The organism is Streptococcus suis, from assembly GCF_019794615.1.
GTDB lineage: Bacteria > Bacillota > Bacilli > Lactobacillales > Streptococcaceae > Streptococcus > Streptococcus suis_AI.
This window is the reverse complement of sequence record NZ_JAIMDU010000012.1, coordinates 37,382-57,415: the sequence shown is the minus strand read 5'-3', so window position 1 is coordinate 57,415 and position 20,034 is coordinate 37,382. Positions and strand designations below refer to the sequence as shown.

Here is a 20,034-nt window from a genome sequence, read left to right as displayed (position 1 = left end):
TCAAAAAACAGAACTTAGTCTGAGACTAAATTCTGTTGATTTTATGCAGTTTTCTCAGAGTAACTTCTGGAAGAACGGGAACTAGAACTTACTTTGAGAATTTACCTTATTTTAGAGCTCTCTCAACACAATTTATAAAGCTGCTCTCATGCGGGCCTGTGCATTCTCAACATTTCTTACAGAACGAGGTAAAAATGCACGGATATCATCTTCCTTATAGCCAACTTGGAGTCTTTTCTCATCAATTAATATTGGACTTTTTAAAATGCGAGGATTAGAGGTAATCAAATCGATTACTTCGTTCACACTTAACTCCTCAATATCAAAATCTAAACTTTTTGCATAACGATTTTTCGATGAAACAATGCTTGCAATCCCATTTTCAGTCTTTGTTAAGATGTTAAGAATTTCTTCTTTTGTAATTGCCTCTTTTCCCAAATTGTGTTCATTATAGGATAGTTGATGTGCATTCAACCAATTCTTTGCTTTTTTACAAGAGGTACAACTAGATACTGTATAAATTTTTATCATGTAGTCACTCCTTTGCTACATTTTATTAAGCACATTATATTACATTATACCATATAAATACTCAGTCTGTAGACCTATTTTTTAGAAAAACTCAAAATTTATTGGCGAAAATTCGGAAATCCCAACTAAAATTCCTCAAAATATAGGTTTCTTTCGTGGTTATTCTCCTAAAAAAGAGAAAAGGGAGAAATCTTTTCCTCCCATTTCAACATCCTAGTCTTCTAACTCAATGCCACCATCTAGATCAAGTACAACATCTTGTATATCTTCAACAGCAATCGTCTTTTCTTCTGCTTCCACTACTTCTTGTTCTTCATCCGCTTCAATCAAACCATAGTGAATACGAATCTTACGGTCGATTTCATCAAAGATTGCTGGATTGTCTGCCAAGAATTTCTTAGCATTTTCAGAGCCTTGTCCGATTTTTTCTCCATTATAAGAATACCAGGCACCTGCTTTTTGAATAATACCAAGGTTGCTACCGATCTCGATCAATTCACCTGTGCGAGAAATTCCCTCTCCATACATGATTTCAACGACAGCTTCCTTAAACGGAGGAGCTACCTTATTCTTCACAATCTTGACCTTGGTTTCCTTACCAACGTTTTGATCTTTTTGATCACCAGTACCTTTGATCTGCGTATTTCCGCGGACATCCATACGAACAGATGCATAGAACTTAAGAGCACGTCCACCAGGTGTTGTTTCAGGGTTACCAAACATCACCCCAACTTTTTCACGTAACTGGTTGATAAAGATAGCAATTGTCTTGGTCTTGTTGATAGAAGCTGACAACTTACGCATAGCCTGACTCATCATGCGTGCTTGCAAACCTACGTGACTATCACCAATATCACCATCAATTTCTGCACGAGGTACAAGAGCTGCCACAGAGTCAACGACAACTAAGTCAACCGCGCCAGAGTCAATCAACTTGCCTGCAATCTCTAGACCTTGTTCCCCTGAGTCTGGTTGAGACAAAAGTAATTCATCAATATTTACCCCTAGGGCTGCTGCATAGGCTGGATCCAAAGCATGTTCTGCATCAATAAAGGCTGCAATTCCACCTTCTTTCTGTGCTTGAGCCACAGCATGAAGAGCAACTGTTGTCTTACCTGAACTTTCTGGACCATAAATTTCAATGATACGCCCCTTCGGATAGCCACCCGCTCCAAGCGCAATGTCGATTGACAAGCTACCTGAACTCATGACTTGAACTTTTTGCTCAGCACGCTCACCAAGACGCATGACAGCCCCCTTACCAAAATCTTTTTCAATTGATTTTAGGGCATCATCCAGCGCTTTTTTACGCTCATCGCCAAATTTCTTTGTAATATCTTCTAATTTTTTTCCTGGTTTCTTAGCCAATGATTTTCTCCTCTTTTCTTAGTCAAACTATTATAGCAAATATCTGCTATTTCACAAAGTGTTTCGTACAAAATCTAACGCCTGTAAACAAGCAAGTTGACGGAGGTATGGCCATGAATAACCTCCTAAATCTACCTCTTTTTTGGAAATACCCGAGGTACTGGCCAAGGCTAGATATACTTTAGCAAGTACGTTGTCTACTGTTGATTCTGGCTTGACCACCACCGACACTACTAGCCCTAAATCAGCTTGTAGTTCCTCCCGAATACGACTTGCTTCTTCTGATAACCTGCCCGATTCTGTCCCTAGCTGACCGATGACTTTCCCTCCGCTAAAATACGGCTGATCAGCCAAAGCCAGACTCAATTCTGCTTGTAATAAACCACCTGTTCCATGCTCTAGGATGCCCAAAGATTGTTTCTCTTCCTCTAAAAGAGTCGCTACGGTTTTAACCAAACTATTATCATCCCCATATGCATAGAAAAAATCTCTCAAATGGTCACGTTGCAATATCTCTTCTTCCAACTGATTCAAACGCACGTTCGCTTCTTCCTGACTATCTGCCTTCGTAGATAAACGAAGCGTCACCTCTCCAACTTTTGCATAAGGCGCAAGAGTCGGGTCTGTCTGCTTGTCAATCAAGTCAGCCAAAACAGTTACCAACTGGCTTTCGCCAATGCCAAAAAAGCGTAGGACACGCGAGTAAAGTTGCTGCTGAGATTGAGTCAAAAAAGGTAACAGACTCTCAGAAAACATAGCCTTGAGTTCACTTGGTGGTCCGGGCAAAACAATATAGGTCACACCATCTTGCTCAATCATACCACCAACAGCTAAACCAGCTGGGTTCTGTAGCGCCTGACTTCCCTCCACAATCTGTGCTTGACGCTCATTATTAGGTGTGCGAACTCGACCTGGTCGACTGGCAAAGAAACGGTCTAATTTTGCCATCGCTAGTTCGTCAACAACCAACTCCTTTTGCAAAAATGTTGCTAAAGTTTGCTTAGTCAAGTCGTCTTCAGTTGGACCTAAACCACCACATAAAATGATCAAGTCGCTCCGCTGACTGGCTACTTCCAGTACAGACAAAAGCCGCTGTTCATTATCTCCAACAGCTGTGTGGAAATAAACATCAATTCCCAGCTCTGCACATTTCTCCGAAAGGAACTGAGCATTGGTATTAACGATTTGGCCTGTCAAAATCTCCGTCCCAACGGCGATTAGTTCTGCTTTCATATTCCTCCTCTGTCTAGGGTGCGATTGCTCGCTCATCTAATTAGTTCGTAAGGGATTTCGAAAATCGCAAGATTCTTCGTGTTCATTCAACAGACCTGCTGCCTGCAAATAAGAATAAACACATACAGGACCTACAAATTTGAAACCTCGCTTTTTCAAATCTTTTGAAATTCGCTCAGACAAGTCGTTCTTGGTCGGCAATTCTCGGAAGGACTTGACAGGGTTGTCAATTGTTGCACCGTTCACCCATTCCCAAAGATACGTATCAAACGTACCGAATTCCTCCTGTACTCGAAGAAAAGCCTGGGCATTGGCGCGGGTAGCGTACAACTTAGCCTTGTGACGAATGATATCTGGATTGCTCAGAAGACCGTCTAACTCGCTATCGGTCATAGCCGCAACCTTTTGAATATCATAGTTGAAAAAAGCAGAGCGAAAAGCCTGGCGTTTGTTGAGAACAATTTCCCAGGAAAGTCCAGCTTGGTAGGATTCCAAGCAAAGCAACTCGAACAGGGCCTGCTCATCGTGAAGTGGCTTACCCCATTCATCATCATGGTAAGCAATATAAAGTGGATTATTTAGATTAACCCAAGCACAACGGGACATAGAAACTCCTTTTCACATACAGTTTACTTAATACTTTTAGCTACTTAATTCAGCAAGCATCGTACTGGTAGGGTAATCGAACACGGCTACGATACTTTGCAAAAAGATAAAGACTTCCTAGATGCCAAAGCATCTAGGAAGCTTTCCTATTTTGCTTTGTATCGCTTAACGCCTTAATATCCTATCACTTCATCAACATTTTGAGTGCTGACTTGATGTAGTTTTCGGCGGTGTCGTTGGTTCCTTCAAAGAATTTCTTGATTTTCTTGAGTTCAGCTGGGCGGTAACCGAGCGCTTCCATGGCTTCCATAGCTTCTTCGAGGGCGATATTTTCACTGGATGGTGCTACTTGTTGGACAGGACCAGCTTCTTCGCTGATAACAAACTTGCCTTCCAGATCCAAAATCATCTGCTGGGCTGTTTTCTTGCCAATCTTTGGAAACTTGGTCAGGTAGGTAATGTTTTTCTGCTCAATGGCACGAACAAGTCCATCATTATCATCGACAGCAATAATAGCCAGAGCCGTTGTTGGACCAATTCCTGATACTGAAATCAGACTCAGAAAGACGGATTTTTCATTCTCAGTCGCAAATCCGTAGAGCAAATGAGCATCTTCACGAATTACCTGATGAGTGTAGACAGTTACTTCTTGCTGGACTTGTCCTGAATAGGCGTAGGGATTCGCAACCTGCAAGATGTAGCCTACTCCATGCGTTTCTACCACAATATATTTTGCAGTTATTTTCGTTAAAATTCCTTTGATATAGTCGTACATATGATTCCTTCATTGATGATAATTTATGCCCCTTCATTGTATCATAAAAGCCTTGCTATTAATAGCGAGGCTAAAGATTCAATATCCTATGGAGAGGTTGCCTGCGCAATGAATGAGCATCGGATAACAAAGATTACCTGTTCTGTGATAGAGATAGCCCAGGTAAATACCCGAACAAATCTGGGGAATCGTACTGATAATTTCTGAATCATCCATAGATCGAGCATGACCTAAGCCAAAAATGAGACCTTGCAAGACAAAAGCCAACCATGGATTCAATATATTTTTCAGACTATCCTGTAAAAATTTCCGATAAAAAAGTTCTTCAACAATCGGACCGACGATTCCCACTATTAGCAAAAAGATCGGAAGTGGGACGATTTGGTTTATCTTATCAACTGCTGTAACATTGCCTATACCTTCTGAGATATGGAGTGATTTCATTAGCAAGTATTGGAGAAAACTTCCTCCATACATGACCAAAAAGTCTGCAATATAAAACAAAGGGAATTGATAAAGCAGTTTCCAGCTCCGCATTTTTCCAAAATCAGTCCAAATAAGCTCTTTATAGTAGTATATGCCAAGTGCAAATAGCAAGACAAAACTAGCAAGCTGGTAGTAAAGACTATAAGTCGGACTAAGCCCTAAATAACGGTGAAGCTTGACCAGCAGATTGAGTACGCCAAGAACAATAAATACAATAAACAGTCTATCCTTTCGGATCATACGATGACCTCGCTTTATAAAGATTTGGTCAACATGAATTCTTGGATAAGGAAACCGACAAGGAGAAAAACGATGAGGAAGGGGAACAAGAGCGTGGCATTACCACCGACAAATATACCAAGACTGAATAGTATTAGGAGAATCAGGTAATTTATCCAGACCCGCCTTTTCTTAGCCTTGACTTGTAAGCCAATCAGTTGGTCAAAAGATAGGTGATAACGTTGGGCAATGCTGACTAGACTGGCACTATCAGGTAAGGTGCGACCTTTTTCCCAGTTTAAGACTGTTTGCCGTGACACTCCGATTGCTTTTGCCAAGGTTTCTTGAGATTCCTGTCGTTTTGTTCGCTCCATGTGAATAAGCTGTCCAAGATGAGTCATGTTTCCTCCTTTACTTTACAAGTTGGCGGTAAAAATAGCTAGTTCAAATGCTTTTACACGGGTGTTAAATTCCTTAATACTTCCCCAATTCTCGCAAACTCGTGTGATTTTCTTGAATGCGACGGAACATTTTTTCCATGTCCGACTTGCTAAAATGCACTAAAACTGGACGACCGTGCGGGCAGTTATAGGGATTTTGGCAGTAAGACAATTGTCTCAATAAATCACGCGCCGAATAATCATCCAAAGCATGGTTGGCCTTGATTGACCGTTTACATGACATCATGATGGCCAGTTCTGCCCGATACTGCTTGATAGACACCTGATCCGTCAAGAGCAACATGTCACACATCTCATAGATGCCAGACTCAATCTCCTCTTCCTTCATCCAAATAGGATGTTCACGCAGAATAAATTGATTAGCTCCATATTCTTCTAAGTTGACACCAACTTGACGAAGAGCATCCATTTTGTGGACAAGGTTAAGGGCATCATTCTGCGGAAATTCAAAAATATACGGCACCAATAACTGTTGAGCTGAATTGTCAACCTGTCCAATTTTCTCACGATAGTATTCGTATTTGACCCTCTCTTGTGCTGCATGCTGGTCAATGATATAAAGTCCTGTCTTACCTTGCGCAAATAAATACGTCCCATGCATTTGACCAAAATATTCTAACTCTGGAAATGTCGATGTTTCCTCCCGGTCTAATTTATCTGCCAGTTTTGCCAATTCTTTTGCACTTAGATTAGGATGCTCCTGATCTCCTGATTCCACCGACTGACGTTCTGCAAATTGAACGGATGTCGGTTTATTTTCGACAGGCGACTCAACAATCTCTTGCCTATCCTCTTCGAGAGGTTTGACATCCTCAGCGACCACATCTGGTTTTAAGAAGAAGTCTTGCTTAATCGTATCATAATAGATTTTTGGCTCTTTGAGTGGTAAGGTGCCTTGCTCTACTTTTACTTTTGGTCGAGTACTTGACTTAGCTAAATTCTCAAGAGCATCTGGTATCAAGTCCTGCTCTTTAAGCGCTTGACTAATCGCCTCTCGAATCAAGGTCATAAGTTCTTTTTCCTTGGAGATGCGAACTTCCTGCTTGGTCGGATGCACATTGACATCAGCAAGATAAGGGTCAATTTCTATAGAAATGACTGCCAGCGGAAAGCGTCCAACCATCAACTTACTACCATAACCTTCCAAAATCGCTCGATTCAGCAAAAAATTCTTGATATAGCGACCATTGATGAAAATGGAAATGTAGTTGCGGTTGGCACGAGTCAACTCTGGCAAGGAAACGTAACCTGAAATCTGAAAATCCAGGTCTTCTGCCTCAATTTCAACCATTTTTTTGGCAGAAGCAATCCCATAAATCCCTGAAATTGCCTGACGAAGTTTCCCTGTCCCTGCAGTTCTAATTAATTCTCGTCCTTCGTTTACTAAGGCAAAAGCTATTTCCGGATGAGCTAGACTCAATCGATTTACAACATCAACAATATGTGATAATTCAGCCTGTTGACTGCGAACGTATTTGAGACGAGCAGGGGTATTGTAAAATAAATCCGAAACAGTAATCTGCGTACCAACTGGACGACTAACGGGCTCCTCTTTCTCGATGACACCACCTTTGGCCTCCAAATGAAGTCCGTGTGTAGAGTCTGCCGTAGCTGTCTCAATAACCATATGACTGACAGAAGCAATGGAAGGAAGAGCTTCTCCACGAAAACCGAGGGTACGAATACGAAACAAATCCGATTGACTTTTTATCTTACTGGTGGCGTGACGGCGGAGGGCAAGCGCTACTTCATCAGGGGCAATCCCCTCACCGTTATCCGTGATTTGAATCATTTTAAGGCCAGCCTCTTCAACACTAATTTCAATCTGACTAGCCCCTGCGTCAATGGAATTTTCCACCAACTCCTTAACCACACTGGCCGGTCGCTCAATGACCTCACCAGCCGCAATCTGGTTGGCTAGTATTTCTGGTAGTTCAATAATATGTGACATCATTTCTCCTACATTTCTTTAATAATTTTTCCCGAATGCTTATTTTTCCATTATACCACATATCCACTTTCCCTCCTTTTCCCAGATAGGCTAAAGAAAAAATGACTGCCTGAGCAATCATTCATTCTTTTGATATAAAGTAAAATGTGTAGTCGATTCTACGGGACTGTAATAAAGTTCAATATAATCTTTCATTTCATTCGACATAGCAATGCCTTTATTTACAACAATGTAAATTGCCTCATTTTTATTAAGATCATACATTAAATTATTTTTGTTTGTTTCATTATTTAGATATGGTTTAGCTGCTATAATTCTTGTGGATGATACACGTCGACTTTCTAAATAGATTGAGGCACTATTATCCCATGTAAATATTTTATCCGAAGATTTGGTTGTTTCTGCTATAATAGATGCAATTTGTTCTCTTTCAACCCTAACATCTTTCTGCAAATAATAGCTATAAAGTGGTTGTACAACCATTACAATTGAAATAAGAAGAGGCAAGAAAAAATGTTGCCTTAAATAGCTAGAAACTGTTTCAGTCTGTTCTGGTATGAGTTGTAATGCACCTAGTACAAAACCATAGGGTAAAAGTAGTAGTAACTGATTCCAATGAAAATCTGGAGACCCTATGATGAGAAGTAATTGTATTAAAAAAGTAAGTAATAAAATGGTTTTCATGTGAGTGTAACTTTTTTTCCAAAAGGAGAAAATTGTTTGCAAAATATTTTTCAAAAACCCTGAAAGAATCATGAAACACCCAACAATTACTAAAGTCCACCTTATGTCTTCATTGAAAAAATCTAACTGTAGATTATATAGAAAAGTCTGTTGGATAGCCGTTCCTAAAATTTGTGACTCAAAGGCGTAATATCCAACTAAATAAATGATAAAGAGAAAGCCAAATATTGTCGCTAAAAACTGATAGATTCCCCGTGACAATTGATGTTTTTGACTGTTGAATACCAGTAAAACTACTCCTGCTATCAACCAAAAAATCAAACTTTTCGGATAAATAAGAAATACTAGCGCCGCATCAGCTCCATATAAAATAAACCACTCATCCTTCATAGCATCATCAAAATAACGTATCAAAAACCAAATACTTGTTACTATAAAAGGAAGAGCAAACATACCAGCATACAGACCACCAAAATTGATCGTTAGTAATAGTAAATAAAACCAATTGCTATAACTCGTTGATAGTTTTTCTGACTGGGTAATGTATGCGATTATTTGATAAAAGTAAATTCCGGAGAGTACTAAAGCAATAAATTGTAACCCTACAAGTATCCATGTTGTTCCAAAAGAGCTCCCTAGAGAAACCAATAAGTAGTATAGTACCCCCTTAGTTCCAAAAAAATTCTCATATGGAATTTGTCCCATCTGCATAGCCATTCCAGCATATAGATTTTGACTTTGTAAATTATTTGCAAAGGAGGACAAAAATGGATTGGCGACGCTGGTCAAAGCTAAAACCAAACTCCAAATCACAACCAACCACATTTTAGGTCTCGGCAATTTCTTTCCTGTTTTTTCTTGAATATTTATCGATTCAATCCTATTCTTTCGTCTTTGCCTACGAGAAAGAGTTGAATTGACAGTTAAGTCATCAATTTCATTTTCGGTCATAATTCGCTCCTTGATTTCACTTCCTCCATTATAACAGAAAGCGCTTTGCATGTCATTTCTTATCGGGAGATCTAAACATATTCACTCCATGCTAATTCGCAAAAAATTAGGCTCTTTGGCGTTTTTTGTTCCTTTGAGAAGCTTTTTTCTACAATGTTCAACCGTTCTATTTGAAAAGTTGCTTATTTTATAAACTTCCGACGAACTTCCGATATAAAGTAAAGGGAACCTGTGATAATCAAAATCCCTTGCCCTTCAGATTGCCACTTCTCAATAAATTGTTGATAATCCGCAACAAAGTCTCGATCTTGTTGATTCTCCTCAGACAAGGCACCGTCATAAGCAAAGCTAGTCAAAATAAGGGGAACATGAGGCAGTCTTTTCTCTAACAATCCCAACATTTCTTTAAAGTCCTTACGCCGAAGGGCTGAAAAGAGAATAGTAACAGGTTCTTCTTGTTCTTGAATAAATTCAACCAGACATTCGATAGCGGGGACATTGTGGGCTCCGTCCAAATAGATTTTTGGCCCTTGAGCAACCAATTCCAAACGACCAGGCCAGCTGGTTTGGGCAAGGGCTTGTTGAATCAACTGAGGTTGAATGTCTTTTTGGATATTGGTCATATAGAGTAGAAAAGTTTGTAGGGCTACGGCCGCATTCTCTTCTTGGTGATGGCCAGCCAGACCCAGAACCAATTCTGACAGATCAATATCCGCATTGCTGAACTGTCTTGCTTTATAGGTGAATTCCTGACCAAATTGGTAGACAGGTGCTTGTTTGTCAAGGGCAATTTGGCGACAGATAGCTGTGGTTTCTGGAGAAAGTGGTCCAAGGACGACAGGCACGTTTTCTTTGATAATCCCTGCTTTCTGCTCTGCTATTTCCCTTAAAGTCGAGCCTAGTAAATCCTGATGGTCCATGCCGATGGAGGTGATAACGCTTAGAGCTGGTGCCACGACATTGGTCGTATCCAAAAGCCCTCCGATGCCCACCTCTACTAGTGCCACATCGGGTTGATGAGCTTCGAAATAGAGGAACATAATAAGCACCATGACCTCAAAATAGCGAAAAGGCTCATAACGAGTGGCGACTTCCTGCTCCAAATCGTAGACTTTCTGTAAATAGTGCTGAAAATCATGGTCTGAAATGGGCTGGCTGTCAATACAAATCCTGTCGTGTACACTCACCATGTGGGGGGATACAAAACTTCCGACACGCAAGCCATGTGCCTGAAATAGCTGGCGCATAAAGGCAATAGTCGATCCCTTGCCATTGGTTCCAGCGACATGAATGACCGGAACTGCAAACTGGAGATTCCCTAGCAGTTCTAGGGAATACTCAATCTTTTCCATCTTGTAATGAAAAACCTGACCTTGTTTGGTGTTTAACCAATTTTCTAACATAGCCACCTCCTACATACTGTCTAGTATAACAAAAAAGCTAACTACGTAGTTAGCTTTTTATGACATTTTTTACAATCCCCACCAGCCAAGCCAACCAGTACCAAACACACAGATTGATTTAAAAACTGTAATCACTAGCTATCTCCTTTAAACTTTTTTTTATTATAGTTTAATGGAAGCTAGGTAAAGTTAACAGGACATTTTTGTCCTAAAGTCGTGAATCCTCTTCCCAGTCTTCTTTAATTTTGTGAACTAGATGATCATTTCCAATGAGCTTCGCAAAAAGGGTAGCCTCTTTAAAGTAACTCTGTGCGGCATCTCGGTTCTTATTAACGTGGAGCTCGTATTTCCACTTCAATAAGTTTAAGATAGGTTTCTTTTGAAAATCTTGAGTTAAAACCATTATTTTATCTAAAGCATCAAAAAGAGACGGGATTTTCTCATAGTCTTCTCGATCTCCTAAAATCCCTATTGAGATTAATATAACATCCCTTAGAATAAATAACTCTTCTGAATCCATTACCTCCTGTTGATTAGGCAGATGGGTAACAAGTGAGGAAAAATAGTGATAGATTGTTGCGTCAGTTTCCCTATTTCTAATATGCTCAAGGTATAGTCGAATGATTAACAAGTCATTTATCGAATACTTTTCTTTACGATGAACTTGGTCAAAATAATCATCCAAAATCTCTTTTCCAAATTGATTAGACCGTGTTTCAAATACATCAATTGTCGACTGAAAAGCATCAATAGCTATTTGTTCTTCTTCTGGGAGCTCATCGTAATATTCATCATAAATGATTGTCAACATTTGATTACGTTGCTCTACCAAAAATTGGTCTCCATAGGTAGGAGTTCGTAATACCTCATATTTTAGACGCGAATAGCGTTCCGGAAGTTGAACATAATCCGGCATAAGCTCATATAAACCCATATTCAACCTGCTCGCTATAAAACCTATCTTTGAAAAAGTTGGTTTGCATTGTCCCGCTTCTATACGACTCAATTGACGAACAGATAATTCTAGTTCATCTTCACAGAATTCTTCACGCGTAATGGCTAATTTCTCCCGTAAATATCTCACACGTTGCCCAAATTCCTTATCGTTCACCCGCTATCCTCCTAAGTATTTTTTGTATATTATAACAAATTCGTTAATAAATTCACAATATATTTTTTTGCGCTTATAAATATGATACCGTTAACAATATGAATAGAACGAACAATGTGCACATAAAAATAGAGGCTGAGATATAAACTCCACCTCTAACTAAAATTTAGCTCCACAATCTCCTGTAAATTGGTGATCTTTTTGTTCTCTTTTATCCCGTCAATCTGCAAGTTGATACTGTGTATTCCCGCATGAATAGCTGTCTCCACATCAAGCAGACGGTCACCAATATAGTAAGTATGTTCCTTTTCCAGACCGTACTTGTCTATGAGAAATAGCAGAGCTTCTGGACTTGGTTTGCGAGCAAAACCAGAATCGCTGGTCAAGATTTCTGTGAAATGGTGACGGACACCCAAATCCTCCAAAACCTGAAAAGCATTGTCACTTTTGTGTGTATAAACGAAATTTTGAATTCCTTTCTCTGCTGTCCAATCCAGAATTTCACGCGCGTCAGCCATCAAGGGAATCTGTGTATTCTTTTCTTTCAAGGACGTCGCTCGTACACGGTTGAGTTCATCGCTATCCAGACCATACTTATCTGCATCACGCACCAGCAAGTCTTTAACAGAATAGCGGAGAATATATTTTCTCACCTCTTCACGGTCAAAAGGAAGTTCAAATTGCTCATAGGTTTCCTGAATTCCAGCCAAAATCGCTTCATACGAATCCAGAAGTGTTCCATCCAAATCCCAAATAAATGTCGGTGTCATCTTATCTCCATTCAAATGCTTGATAGGGCTTGTCCAATTGGTAGCCCATTTTTTCTGCGAGTTTCAAGGAAGTCAGAGTATGGGCATCCCAGCTAGGATAGAGACCACGCACTAGACAGACTAATATCAATTTGGCAACACAAACTGCTGCCAAACCCATCCTTCGATAGTCTTTTCTAGTATCAACCTCTATCTCAATCCCCCCTGAATAACTGGCATAAGACGAAGCACCAGAAACAACTTGCCCCTTGTGCACGATGACATAGCCTAGCCCCAACTCCAAAAACTGTGTCACATCCGCATAATTGCCAACCAAATCACGTGACCATTCCTCCTGTAAACAAGTCTGGTAAAGCTCTGAATGAATCGGATATAATTCAAAATCAGCTGACAAATTCTCTACCAAAGACTGTAAATACCCGAGGTCAAAGGCTGTATCTTTCTTCGTTGCATAACGGGTAAAGGCCCTAATCCTGTCTCCGTATGTCCCTTCAATCAAGTCAGACCAGGCTTGGGTTTGGGGGACTAAAATAATATCCTTTCCCTCACACATTTTTAGCAAGTCTAGATTTGGTTTTCCGGCCAAAAAACCAAAGAAGCTCTGCCGTCCATAAAGAGCTAGAGCTGACTGGGGCGACTGACTATCATCAACATAAACTTGCCCCATTGTGCCTTCTAAACAGGTCCAAATAAGGGTTTCAGGCCAGTCTCCAAATAAGCTAGCTACTCGTCTCATCTGCTCTGCCATTATTTTTCCCTATATGGATAGCCCAAATGCTCGTAGGCTTTGGCGGTCGCGACCCGCCCCGTCCGGGTCCGCATGAGGAAACCTTGCTGAATTAGGTAGGGTTCATACATATCTTCCACTGTTTCGCGCTCTTCAGCGATATTGACCGATAGGGTGTTGAGGCCGACAGGACCACCGTCATACATCTCAATCATGGTACGGAGAATCTTTTGATCCACATAGTCCAACCCCTCACGGTCCACATCTAACATCGTTAAAGCCTTATCAGTGATCGTTTCATCAATCAACCCATCTCCCATAATCTGGGCAAAATCCCGTACCCGCTTAAGAAGGCGATTAGCGATACGAGGGGTCCCCCTTGACCGACGAGCCAGCTCAATCGCTGCTTCGTGAGTAATCTCCATCTCAAAAATATCTGCTGTGCGTTCGACTATCTCAGTCAAATCAGCCAACTCATAATACTCCATGTGACTAGAAATACCAAAACGAGCCCGCAGTGGATTGGATAACATCCCTGCACGTGTGGTAGCACCAATCAAAGTAAAGGGTGGTAAGTCCAGGTGTACTGAGCGATTAGCTTCTCCAGATCCAATCATAATATCAATGTAAAAATCCTCCATGGCACTATAAAGAATTTCCTCAACCGCCATTGGCATACGATGAATTTCGTCGATAAAGAGAACATCTCCCGGTTCCAAATCATTGAGTAATGCAACCAAATCGCCAGCTTTCTCAATAACAGGACCGCTGGTCTGCTTGATATTAACTCCCAACTCATTGGCAATAACAAAAGCCATGGTGGTCTTACCCAACCCTGGAGGTCCAAAAAGAAGAGTATGGTCTAAGGCTTCATCCCGTAATTTGGCAGCTTCAATAAAAATCTTCAGCTGATCCTTGACCTTATCTTGTCCAATATATTCATTTAATTTTTGCGGACGTAAGGTACGCTCAACGTATTCCTCGTCCTGCATCGGTTCCATATCTAAAATTCTTGTCATACCTCTATTATAACATAGCAAATTGACTGATAGGAAAAACTTATATCCCTCTTTAAAAAAACAAAATTTTCAAGCAGAGGTATCTATGTTACTATTAATGAAATACTTCACAAAGGAGGTGCACATTCTGGATTGGACCTTTATTCGAGAATCTGTTCCACTCTATCAAGAGGCATTCATTCTAACGATCAGACTCGCATTCTTCGGGATTATAGGCGCTTTGGGCTTGGGTTTGATTATTAGTATCATCCGTTATTATCGTATTCCAGTTTTTCAACAGATTTCTACAGCTTATGTTGAATTGTCTCGAAATACCCCCTTGGTCATTCAACTTTTCTTCCTCTACTATGGTTTACCGCGATTAGGAATTGTACTTGATGCAGAAGTTTGTGCAATTGCTGGATTAATTTTTCTTGGTGGTTCTTACATGGCAGAATCTTTCCGCAGTGGCTTTGAAGCTATCAAGAAAAGTCAGATAGAAATCGGAGCTAGTTTGGGACTAACAAATTGGCAAATTTTCCTATATATTTTGCTACCTCAATCACTAGCTATCGCCTTGCCTTCATTTAGTGCTAATATTATCTTTCTCATCAAAGAAACTTCCGTCTTCTCCATTATTGCCTTGGCGGACCTCATGTATGTCGCTCAAGATTTGATTGGACTACAATACGAAACAGACGAAGCGCTCTTTCTCCTAGTGAGTTCCTATTTAATCATCTTGCTACCGCTTTCGCTCTTCTTCTATTATCTTGAAAGGAGGATTCGCCATGCAGGATATGGGCATTAAAGTCTTACTAGAGGGGAATAATTTACAACGGCTATTAGTCGGACTGAGTGTCACACTCTGGATTTCCTTTCTCTCTATCGGTATTTCCACCATTGCTGGACTAGTATTTGGCATCATCATGACTTCAAAAATTAAGCTGATTGTATGGATGTCACGGATTTATTTAGAAACCATTCGAATTGTACCCCAGCTGGTTCTACTCTTTCTTTTCTACTTTGGATTAGCACGGGGATTCAATATCAATATTTCAGGTGAATTGGCCGCGATTATTGTATTCTCACTATGGGGTACAGCTGAAATGGGAGATTTGGTCCGAGGAGCCATCACTTCTCTACCTAAACACCAATTCGACAGTGGGCTAGCTCTTGGTTTGAGTAAAGGGAGTCTTTATCGGTATGTGATTATTCCACAAGTTCTACGAAGACTACTCCCACAGGCAATTAACTTGGTCACCCGCATGATCAAAACCAGCTCTTTGGTTATCCTCATTGGCGTAGTAGAAGTCAATAAAATCGGACAACAGATTATTGATTTTTACAGGACTAGCTCCCCAAGCGTGTCCTTATGGATTTACGGTGTGATTTTCTGTATTTACTTTATGATTTGTTTCCCAATATCTGCATTTTCTCGCTATCTTGAATCGATTTGGAAGGAGTGAAGTCGTGAGCCATCCTGTCTTAGAATTACAAAATATTACTAAAAGCTTTGGTCAACAAACTATTCTCAATCATCTTTCCTTATCCGTTAAGGAAGGAGAAGTCGTCGTCATCCTAGGACCTTCTGGTTGTGGAAAGAGTACACTACTCCGTTGCATCAACAAACTTGAAGGCATTCAAGAGGGCGATATTTTATTAGATGGCCAATCTATTCTGTCTGGATCACTTTCTCTACAGGATATTCGTCAAAAAATTGGCATGGTCTTTCAAGATTATGAACTCTTTCCCCATATGGATGTCTTACAAAATCTGACCCTTGCTCCTGTCAAAGCCCTAAAACGCAACAAAGAAGAGGTCCAAGCAGAAGCCGAGACCTTGCTCAAACGGGTAGGACTAGAGCATAAAAAACATAGCTATGCCAGAGAATTATCTGGCGGGCAAAAGCAACGGGTAGCTATCATTCGTTCCCTCCTGATGCATCCTGAAATTTTATTATTTGATGAAGTCACTGCTTCTCTTGACCCAGAAATGGTTCGGGAAGTCTTGGTTCTTATCAATGATTTGGCAAAAGAAGGACGGACCATGCTGATTGTGACGCATGAAATGGAATTCGCACGCGCCATTGCTGATCGCATCATTTTCATGGACAAGGGAGAAATTATCGAAGAAAATACCGCTCAGAATTTCTTCCAACATCCACAAACACAACGGGCTCAAGCCTTTCTAACAACTTTTGACTTTAATCATTTTTAAAAGGAGAATTTTATGAAAATTTTTAAACCTATTTTTGCTATTTTTAGTGTCTTAGCTGCAGTTATTTTAGTTGCCTGCAGCAACGCAAGCGGTTCTTCAACTAGTTCCAGCAGTCCAACAAGCGGTGCAACCGCACGTACTCTTGAAGAAATCAAAGAAAGTGGAACAGTCAAAATCGGTGTTTTCAGTGACAAGAAACCATTTGGCTATGTGGATGCAAATGGTGAATACCAAGGATATGACGTCTATCTAGGCAACCGCTTGGCAAAAGAATTGGGCGTTGAGGTAGAGTACGTCCCTGTCGAAGCCGCAAACCGTGTGGAGTATCTCACTTCTGCCAAGGTTGACATCATCCTAGCCAACTTCACAGTAACAGATGAGCGAAAAGAACAAGTAGACTTCGCCCTTCCTTACATGAAAGTATCCCTCGGTATTGTATCTCCAAGCTCTGCTGTCATCACTGATCCAGAACAACTCAATGGTAAAACCCTCATCGTCAGCAAAGGTACCACAGCTGAACTTTATTTCGAAGAGAATTACCCAGAAGTCAAACTTCAAAAATACAACCAATACAGCGAAGCCTATGCTGCCCTCTTAGACGGACGTGGCGATGCCATGAGTACAGACAATACTGAAGTTCTCGCATGGGCCTTGGAAAACAAAGGTTTCGAGGTTGGTGTAAAAGCGCTAGGAGATGTAGACACTATCGCTCCTGCCGTCCAAAAAGGAAACACCGAATTACTTGATTTCATCAACCAAACAATTGAAAAACTTGGTGAGGAAGAATTCTTCCATAAAGCCTACCAAGAAACTCTTCAACCAGTGTATGGTGATGCTGCTCAAGCTGATGATCTTGTTGTAGAAGGTGGAGTTGTTAAATAATATTTGAAGAATAATAAGGTGCAGAGTTAGTCTGCATCTTTTTTTGATAAAAATGAAAACAGCCGACTTTTGCCGACTGCTCTCAGGAGATTATATGATACCTAGCTCTTGTCGCTTGCGACTTAGAGCTAGAGACACCTTTAGGTGAAAAGTATTTCTGTTATTTCTAGCTTGGATATAGTATAACTCGCCAAGCTTAAGGAAAACTAAAATGAATAGTTGAGCTTATTTTTTTTATTTACGCTCCTGTCTTATATCCTTTTCTAGTTTTTTATTTTAAGATACAGTCTGCTACTCTTCACTTTTCCATTTTTGAATCAATACACGATTAGTAAAATGCATTATACCAATTGCGACCAAAGCTTTTTCCTGCATTATAAATACTACCAAAAGCACGAGTTGCATAATCTACTAACTTATCAACATCAACTTTAAAATTATAACTACCGCCACTTACATAGTGTAAATCAGTATCACTTAGACATAGGAACTGATTTTCCAGTTTTCCAAAATTATTCATTGCTTATTTTCCTTTCTTACCTAAACATTGCATTGTAAACATAGCGACCAAAGTCTTTCCCAGCAGAATAAACTGGTCCTAACACCAGTGTTGCTAGGCAATATACAAGAATAACCCCTGCAACAAAAGTAACTATTTTTACAACAGGAGATTGTTGATCATAAAGCTGATTCAGCTTTTGAAACCCCAAATCAATCGACTGCAGCATATTCCCCATCTAGTAGCCTCTTCGTTTCGCTTTCGCTTCAAAAGCACCATCTAATGCTCCAAAAATATAGGTTCCAGCAATTGCAACACCACTTGCTATTGCAACTCCTAAAAAGATGCTACCTCCTGAAGATTCTTGTAGTTGTTCATCCATTACCAATGGATACTTCATTTCTAATTCACCAAACATCTATTTTTTCCTCCTTATTATTTGTAATATATCTGTGTTGGTTTTCAATCAGATTACAATTTGCTCTCTGAACTATCTTACTCGACAACTGGAGGCCCGTTAATTGACATTGAATTGATGAATTGTATTTTCAAGCAAATAGTTGGTATGTTACGCCCTTGCACATTACATACATACCTCAGTATATCCTTCCCCTCCTTTCCATTCATTGTGACATGTGAAGGATAGCTCCCTCACTTTACTTATTCGTAAACAAACCACAATTTTTCCTTAATATCATTTATTACTACTCAATGAGAATGAAATTCACTAACTTCAAAGCGCGGAATCTTTCACGACTAGTATAAAAAAGGGTATGTCTATCAATCTGATAGACATACCCTTCTTCTATTCCTTACCTAAAAATTCATCTATGAAATATTGAAAATACGTCTTCTTACCTGTAATCACGACAAACTGGCCTTCCATTCCATACCTCAATTGTTCAGCCATTTCTGTTGATATCCTGGTTTCTGCTTCAACTTTGAAAAAATTACCAGCTTCCGTTTGAATGGCAGTACTTGCAATTTCTGATATGTTGGACTGCAGTGCTAGTCGTTTCTCTCCCTTCCCTTGTAATGAAAACTGGATATTATCCTTTAATGAGATACTTGCAATATCTTTCGAAGGAATATATGCTGTAATCTTCATTTTCTTAGCTTCCGTTAGAACGGGATAAACATATGCAATAATTGTTCCTTCTGGAATCATCATTGAGCCCTCAACTTCTGTATTTAAATGAACAACCCCTGCCTGATCAGCAATAATTTTTGTCTTATCCATTGCTTGTTTTTGAACCGTAAGTGTTGCTTCTAGTTCTCTTAATTGAGAAGACAACAAGGTCATTTCCTGACCAACCTTGGTTAAATATTGAGCTTCCAATGATGCCGACTGACTATCCAAACTATTCGTATACGATTGTTGTACTCCTGCACCAGCATATTGCAATTTATAACTGGCCAGTTGAGTCTCTACTTGACTGATTTGATTATCGATTTGAGCGACGAATGATTCTTGACTGGCAACTGCATCCTCTGATTGTGCTAACTGATACTGTGCATAGATTGAATAGCCAACATTCTCCTCATCAATGACACCATCAGACTGAATGGCCCATTTCAATTCTCTATAGTCTGCTAAGGCTTTCTCCGTTTGATGCATTACTTTTTCCAATTCCAATTGTGATTGTTTTGCGGCTTGATTTTGAGATGCAATCGTTGCATTTTGTTGATCAATCGTACTTGCCAATGTTTCTAATTGATTGCAATAATCCTTAAACATTTGAGAATAACCATATTGATCTTCTTTCTCAAATTGATTACTTCCCGATTCCAAACTCTTCTTCAAGACATTGAGTTGAGAAATCTGATTTTTCAAAACAGCTATGTTTTCTTTGACCTTGTCTTCTTGGATTTGCTCATTCTCTGATTGATATTCTACTAATAAATCTCCAACTGAAATCTCTTGATTTTCGAATAAATGATTCCTCAGAATCTGATGATTACTGGTTGAGTGAATCTGTGCCAATCGTTGTACAGGTTCTACGGTTGCTCTTGTTGAAATGGTCATTTCTTTTTTAGCAACGATTGAAAAAAGAATGAGAAACAAAAACAATACACAACTAGGAATAATCACTCTACTGGCTACATTATGATAACGTCTGTTGTAAAATTCCGCACTTTCTAACAGATGATGGTCCATCTCT

General features: G+C 39.9%; 22 protein-coding genes. 4 read left to right on the top strand and 18 right to left on the bottom strand.

Going from position 1 to position 20,034, the window contains the following annotated elements; translation table 11 throughout:
- Positions 1-132 precede the first annotated feature (132 nt).
- The 14 genes from spx to ruvB form a co-directional block, all read right to left on the bottom strand.
- The gene (gene spx, locus K6V43_RS04810; RefSeq protein WP_024392835.1) at positions 133-531 is read right to left on the bottom strand and encodes a transcriptional regulator Spx; all 399 of its coding nucleotides are present in this window, start codon (positions 529-531) and stop codon (positions 133-135) included.
- 213 nt (positions 532-744) lie between these two features.
- A complete protein-coding gene (recA, locus tag K6V43_RS04805) occupies positions 745-1,899 on the bottom strand; it encodes a recombinase RecA (RefSeq protein ID WP_024392836.1) in 1,155 nt (384 codons plus the stop codon).
- 51 nt (positions 1,900-1,950) lie between these two features.
- A complete protein-coding gene (locus tag K6V43_RS04800; RefSeq protein WP_222382004.1) occupies positions 1,951-3,132 on the bottom strand; it encodes a competence/damage-inducible protein A in 1,182 nt (393 codons plus the stop codon).
- Between the two features lie 36 nt (positions 3,133-3,168).
- Positions 3,169-3,738 (bottom strand): DNA-3-methyladenine glycosylase I, encoded by a 570-nt coding sequence (locus K6V43_RS04795; protein WP_222382002.1) that lies wholly within the window; start codon positions 3,736-3,738, stop codon positions 3,169-3,171.
- A 184-nt stretch (positions 3,739-3,922) separates the two neighbouring features.
- Entirely contained in the window at positions 3,923-4,513 is a 591-nt protein-coding gene (gene ruvA / locus K6V43_RS04790) for a Holliday junction branch migration protein RuvA (protein ID WP_222382000.1), read from the bottom strand.
- Positions 4,514-4,591: 78 nt separating this feature from the next.
- The gene (locus K6V43_RS04785) at positions 4,592-5,239 is read right to left on the bottom strand and encodes a CPBP family intramembrane glutamic endopeptidase (protein ID WP_222381998.1); all 648 of its coding nucleotides are present in this window, start codon (positions 5,237-5,239) and stop codon (positions 4,592-4,594) included.
- Positions 5,240-5,253: 14 nt separating this feature from the next.
- Positions 5,254-5,619 (bottom strand): helix-turn-helix domain-containing protein, encoded by a 366-nt coding sequence (locus K6V43_RS04780; RefSeq protein WP_222381996.1) that lies wholly within the window; start codon positions 5,617-5,619, stop codon positions 5,254-5,256.
- A 73-nt stretch (positions 5,620-5,692) separates the two neighbouring features.
- Positions 5,693-7,630 (bottom strand): DNA mismatch repair endonuclease MutL, encoded by a 1,938-nt coding sequence (gene mutL / locus K6V43_RS04775; RefSeq protein WP_222381993.1) that lies wholly within the window; start codon positions 7,628-7,630, stop codon positions 5,693-5,695.
- 117 nt (positions 7,631-7,747) lie between these two features.
- The gene (locus K6V43_RS04770; RefSeq protein WP_222381991.1) at positions 7,748-9,265 is read right to left on the bottom strand and encodes a quinol oxidase; all 1,518 of its coding nucleotides are present in this window, start codon (positions 9,263-9,265) and stop codon (positions 7,748-7,750) included.
- A gap of 182 nt (positions 9,266-9,447) precedes the next feature.
- Entirely contained in the window at positions 9,448-10,668 is a 1,221-nt protein-coding gene (locus tag K6V43_RS04765; RefSeq protein ID WP_222381989.1) for a bifunctional folylpolyglutamate synthase/dihydrofolate synthase, read from the bottom strand.
- A gap of 208 nt (positions 10,669-10,876) precedes the next feature.
- Positions 10,877-11,779, bottom strand: coding sequence for a transcriptional regulator (locus tag K6V43_RS04760; protein WP_222381986.1), 903 nt, complete (start codon positions 11,777-11,779; stop codon positions 10,877-10,879).
- A 155-nt stretch (positions 11,780-11,934) separates the two neighbouring features.
- Positions 11,935-12,549: an HAD-IA family hydrolase gene (locus K6V43_RS04755; RefSeq protein ID WP_024397550.1), complete on the bottom strand. Its 615-nt coding sequence runs from the start codon at positions 12,547-12,549 to the stop codon at positions 11,935-11,937.
- Position 12,550: 1 nt separating this feature from the next.
- Positions 12,551-13,297 carry a GNAT family N-acetyltransferase gene (locus K6V43_RS04750; RefSeq protein ID WP_222381984.1) on the bottom strand — a complete coding sequence of 249 codons (747 nt, stop codon included), beginning with the start codon at positions 13,295-13,297 and terminating at the stop codon, positions 12,551-12,553.
- A complete protein-coding gene (gene ruvB / locus K6V43_RS04745; protein ID WP_105126703.1) occupies positions 13,297-14,295 on the bottom strand; it encodes a Holliday junction branch migration DNA helicase RuvB in 999 nt (332 codons plus the stop codon). The genes K6V43_RS04750 and ruvB overlap by 1 nt, the downstream gene beginning before the upstream one ends.
- A gap of 97 nt (positions 14,296-14,392) precedes the next feature.
- On the opposite strand from ruvB, the gene K6V43_RS04740 reads away from it, so the two are divergent.
- The 4 genes from K6V43_RS04740 to K6V43_RS04725 are packed head-to-tail and all read left to right on the top strand — an operon-like array spanning position 14,393 to position 17,373.
- Positions 14,393-15,082, top strand: coding sequence for an amino acid ABC transporter permease (locus K6V43_RS04740; RefSeq protein ID WP_438672046.1), 690 nt, complete (start codon positions 14,393-14,395; stop codon positions 15,080-15,082).
- Positions 15,063-15,740 carry an amino acid ABC transporter permease gene (locus K6V43_RS04735; RefSeq protein ID WP_222381982.1) on the top strand — a complete coding sequence of 226 codons (678 nt, stop codon included), beginning with the start codon at positions 15,063-15,065 and terminating at the stop codon, positions 15,738-15,740. Before K6V43_RS04740 ends, K6V43_RS04735 begins: the two co-directional genes overlap by 20 nt.
- Before the next feature lie 4 nt (positions 15,741-15,744).
- Positions 15,745-16,491 (top strand): amino acid ABC transporter ATP-binding protein, encoded by a 747-nt coding sequence (locus K6V43_RS04730; protein WP_222381980.1) that lies wholly within the window; start codon positions 15,745-15,747, stop codon positions 16,489-16,491.
- 12 nt (positions 16,492-16,503) lie between these two features.
- The gene (locus tag K6V43_RS04725; protein WP_222381977.1) at positions 16,504-17,373 is read left to right on the top strand and encodes a cysteine ABC transporter substrate-binding protein; all 870 of its coding nucleotides are present in this window, start codon (positions 16,504-16,506) and stop codon (positions 17,371-17,373) included.
- 328 nt (positions 17,374-17,701) lie between these two features.
- Here the strand turns inward: K6V43_RS04725 and K6V43_RS04720 are convergent, their stop codons facing one another.
- The 4 genes from K6V43_RS04720 to K6V43_RS04705 form a co-directional block, all read right to left on the bottom strand.
- Positions 17,702-17,893: a hypothetical protein gene (locus K6V43_RS04720; protein WP_024397557.1), complete on the bottom strand. Its 192-nt coding sequence runs from the start codon at positions 17,891-17,893 to the stop codon at positions 17,702-17,704.
- Positions 17,894-17,909: 16 nt separating this feature from the next.
- Positions 17,910-18,110 carry a hypothetical protein gene (locus K6V43_RS04715; RefSeq protein ID WP_024397558.1) on the bottom strand — a complete coding sequence of 67 codons (201 nt, stop codon included), beginning with the start codon at positions 18,108-18,110 and terminating at the stop codon, positions 17,910-17,912.
- Positions 18,111-18,290, bottom strand: a complete 180-nt coding sequence (locus K6V43_RS04710) for a hypothetical protein (RefSeq protein WP_024397559.1) — start codon at positions 18,288-18,290, stop codon at positions 18,111-18,113.
- Between the two features lie 387 nt (positions 18,291-18,677).
- Positions 18,678-20,030 (bottom strand): bacteriocin secretion accessory protein, encoded by a 1,353-nt coding sequence (locus K6V43_RS04705; RefSeq protein ID WP_222381975.1) that lies wholly within the window; start codon positions 20,028-20,030, stop codon positions 18,678-18,680.
- Positions 20,031-20,034 lie beyond the last annotated feature (4 nt).

What these genes read in the sequence shown, in the direction of transcription:
- K6V43_RS04735 (WP_222381982.1), top strand. Translation starts at nt 15,063, where the DNA reads ATGCAGGATATGGGCATTAAAGTCTTACTAGAGGGGAATAATTTACAA.
- spx (WP_024392835.1), bottom strand. Translation starts at nt 531, where the DNA reads ATGATAAAAATTTATACAGTATCTAGTTGTACCTCTTGTAAAAAAGCA.
- K6V43_RS04710 (WP_024397559.1), bottom strand. Translation starts at nt 18,290, where the DNA reads ATGTTTGGTGAATTAGAAATGAAGTATCCATTGGTAATGGATGAACAA.
- K6V43_RS04770 (WP_222381991.1), bottom strand. Translation starts at nt 9,265, where the DNA reads ATGACCGAAAATGAAATTGATGACTTAACTGTCAATTCAACTCTTTCT.
- ruvA (WP_222382000.1), bottom strand. Translation starts at nt 4,513, where the DNA reads ATGTACGACTATATCAAAGGAATTTTAACGAAAATAACTGCAAAATAT.
- K6V43_RS04720 (WP_024397557.1), bottom strand. Translation starts at nt 17,893, where the DNA reads ATGAATAATTTTGGAAAACTGGAAAATCAGTTCCTATGTCTAAGTGAT.
- K6V43_RS04795 (WP_222382002.1), bottom strand. Translation starts at nt 3,738, where the DNA reads ATGTCCCGTTGTGCTTGGGTTAATCTAAATAATCCACTTTATATTGCT.
- K6V43_RS04725 (WP_222381977.1), top strand. Translation starts at nt 16,504, where the DNA reads ATGAAAATTTTTAAACCTATTTTTGCTATTTTTAGTGTCTTAGCTGCA.
- mutL (WP_222381993.1), bottom strand. Translation starts at nt 7,630, where the DNA reads ATGTCACATATTATTGAACTACCAGAAATACTAGCCAACCAGATTGCG.
- K6V43_RS04715 (WP_024397558.1), bottom strand. Translation starts at nt 18,110, where the DNA reads ATGGGGAATATGCTGCAGTCGATTGATTTGGGGTTTCAAAAGCTGAAT.
- ruvB (WP_105126703.1), bottom strand. Translation starts at nt 14,295, where the DNA reads ATGACAAGAATTTTAGATATGGAACCGATGCAGGACGAGGAATACGTT.
- K6V43_RS04785 (WP_222381998.1), bottom strand. Translation starts at nt 5,239, where the DNA reads ATGATCCGAAAGGATAGACTGTTTATTGTATTTATTGTTCTTGGCGTA.
- K6V43_RS04740 (WP_438672046.1), top strand. Translation starts at nt 14,393, where the DNA reads ATGAAATACTTCACAAAGGAGGTGCACATTCTGGATTGGACCTTTATT.
- K6V43_RS04800 (WP_222382004.1), bottom strand. Translation starts at nt 3,132, where the DNA reads ATGAAAGCAGAACTAATCGCCGTTGGGACGGAGATTTTGACAGGCCAA.
- K6V43_RS04780 (WP_222381996.1), bottom strand. Translation starts at nt 5,619, where the DNA reads ATGACTCATCTTGGACAGCTTATTCACATGGAGCGAACAAAACGACAG.
- K6V43_RS04755 (WP_024397550.1), bottom strand. Translation starts at nt 12,549, where the DNA reads ATGACACCGACATTTATTTGGGATTTGGATGGAACACTTCTGGATTCG.
- K6V43_RS04705 (WP_222381975.1), bottom strand. Translation starts at nt 20,030, where the DNA reads ATGGACCATCATCTGTTAGAAAGTGCGGAATTTTACAACAGACGTTAT.
- K6V43_RS04765 (WP_222381989.1), bottom strand. Translation starts at nt 10,668, where the DNA reads ATGTTAGAAAATTGGTTAAACACCAAACAAGGTCAGGTTTTTCATTAC.
- K6V43_RS04750 (WP_222381984.1), bottom strand. Translation starts at nt 13,297, where the DNA reads ATGGCAGAGCAGATGAGACGAGTAGCTAGCTTATTTGGAGACTGGCCT.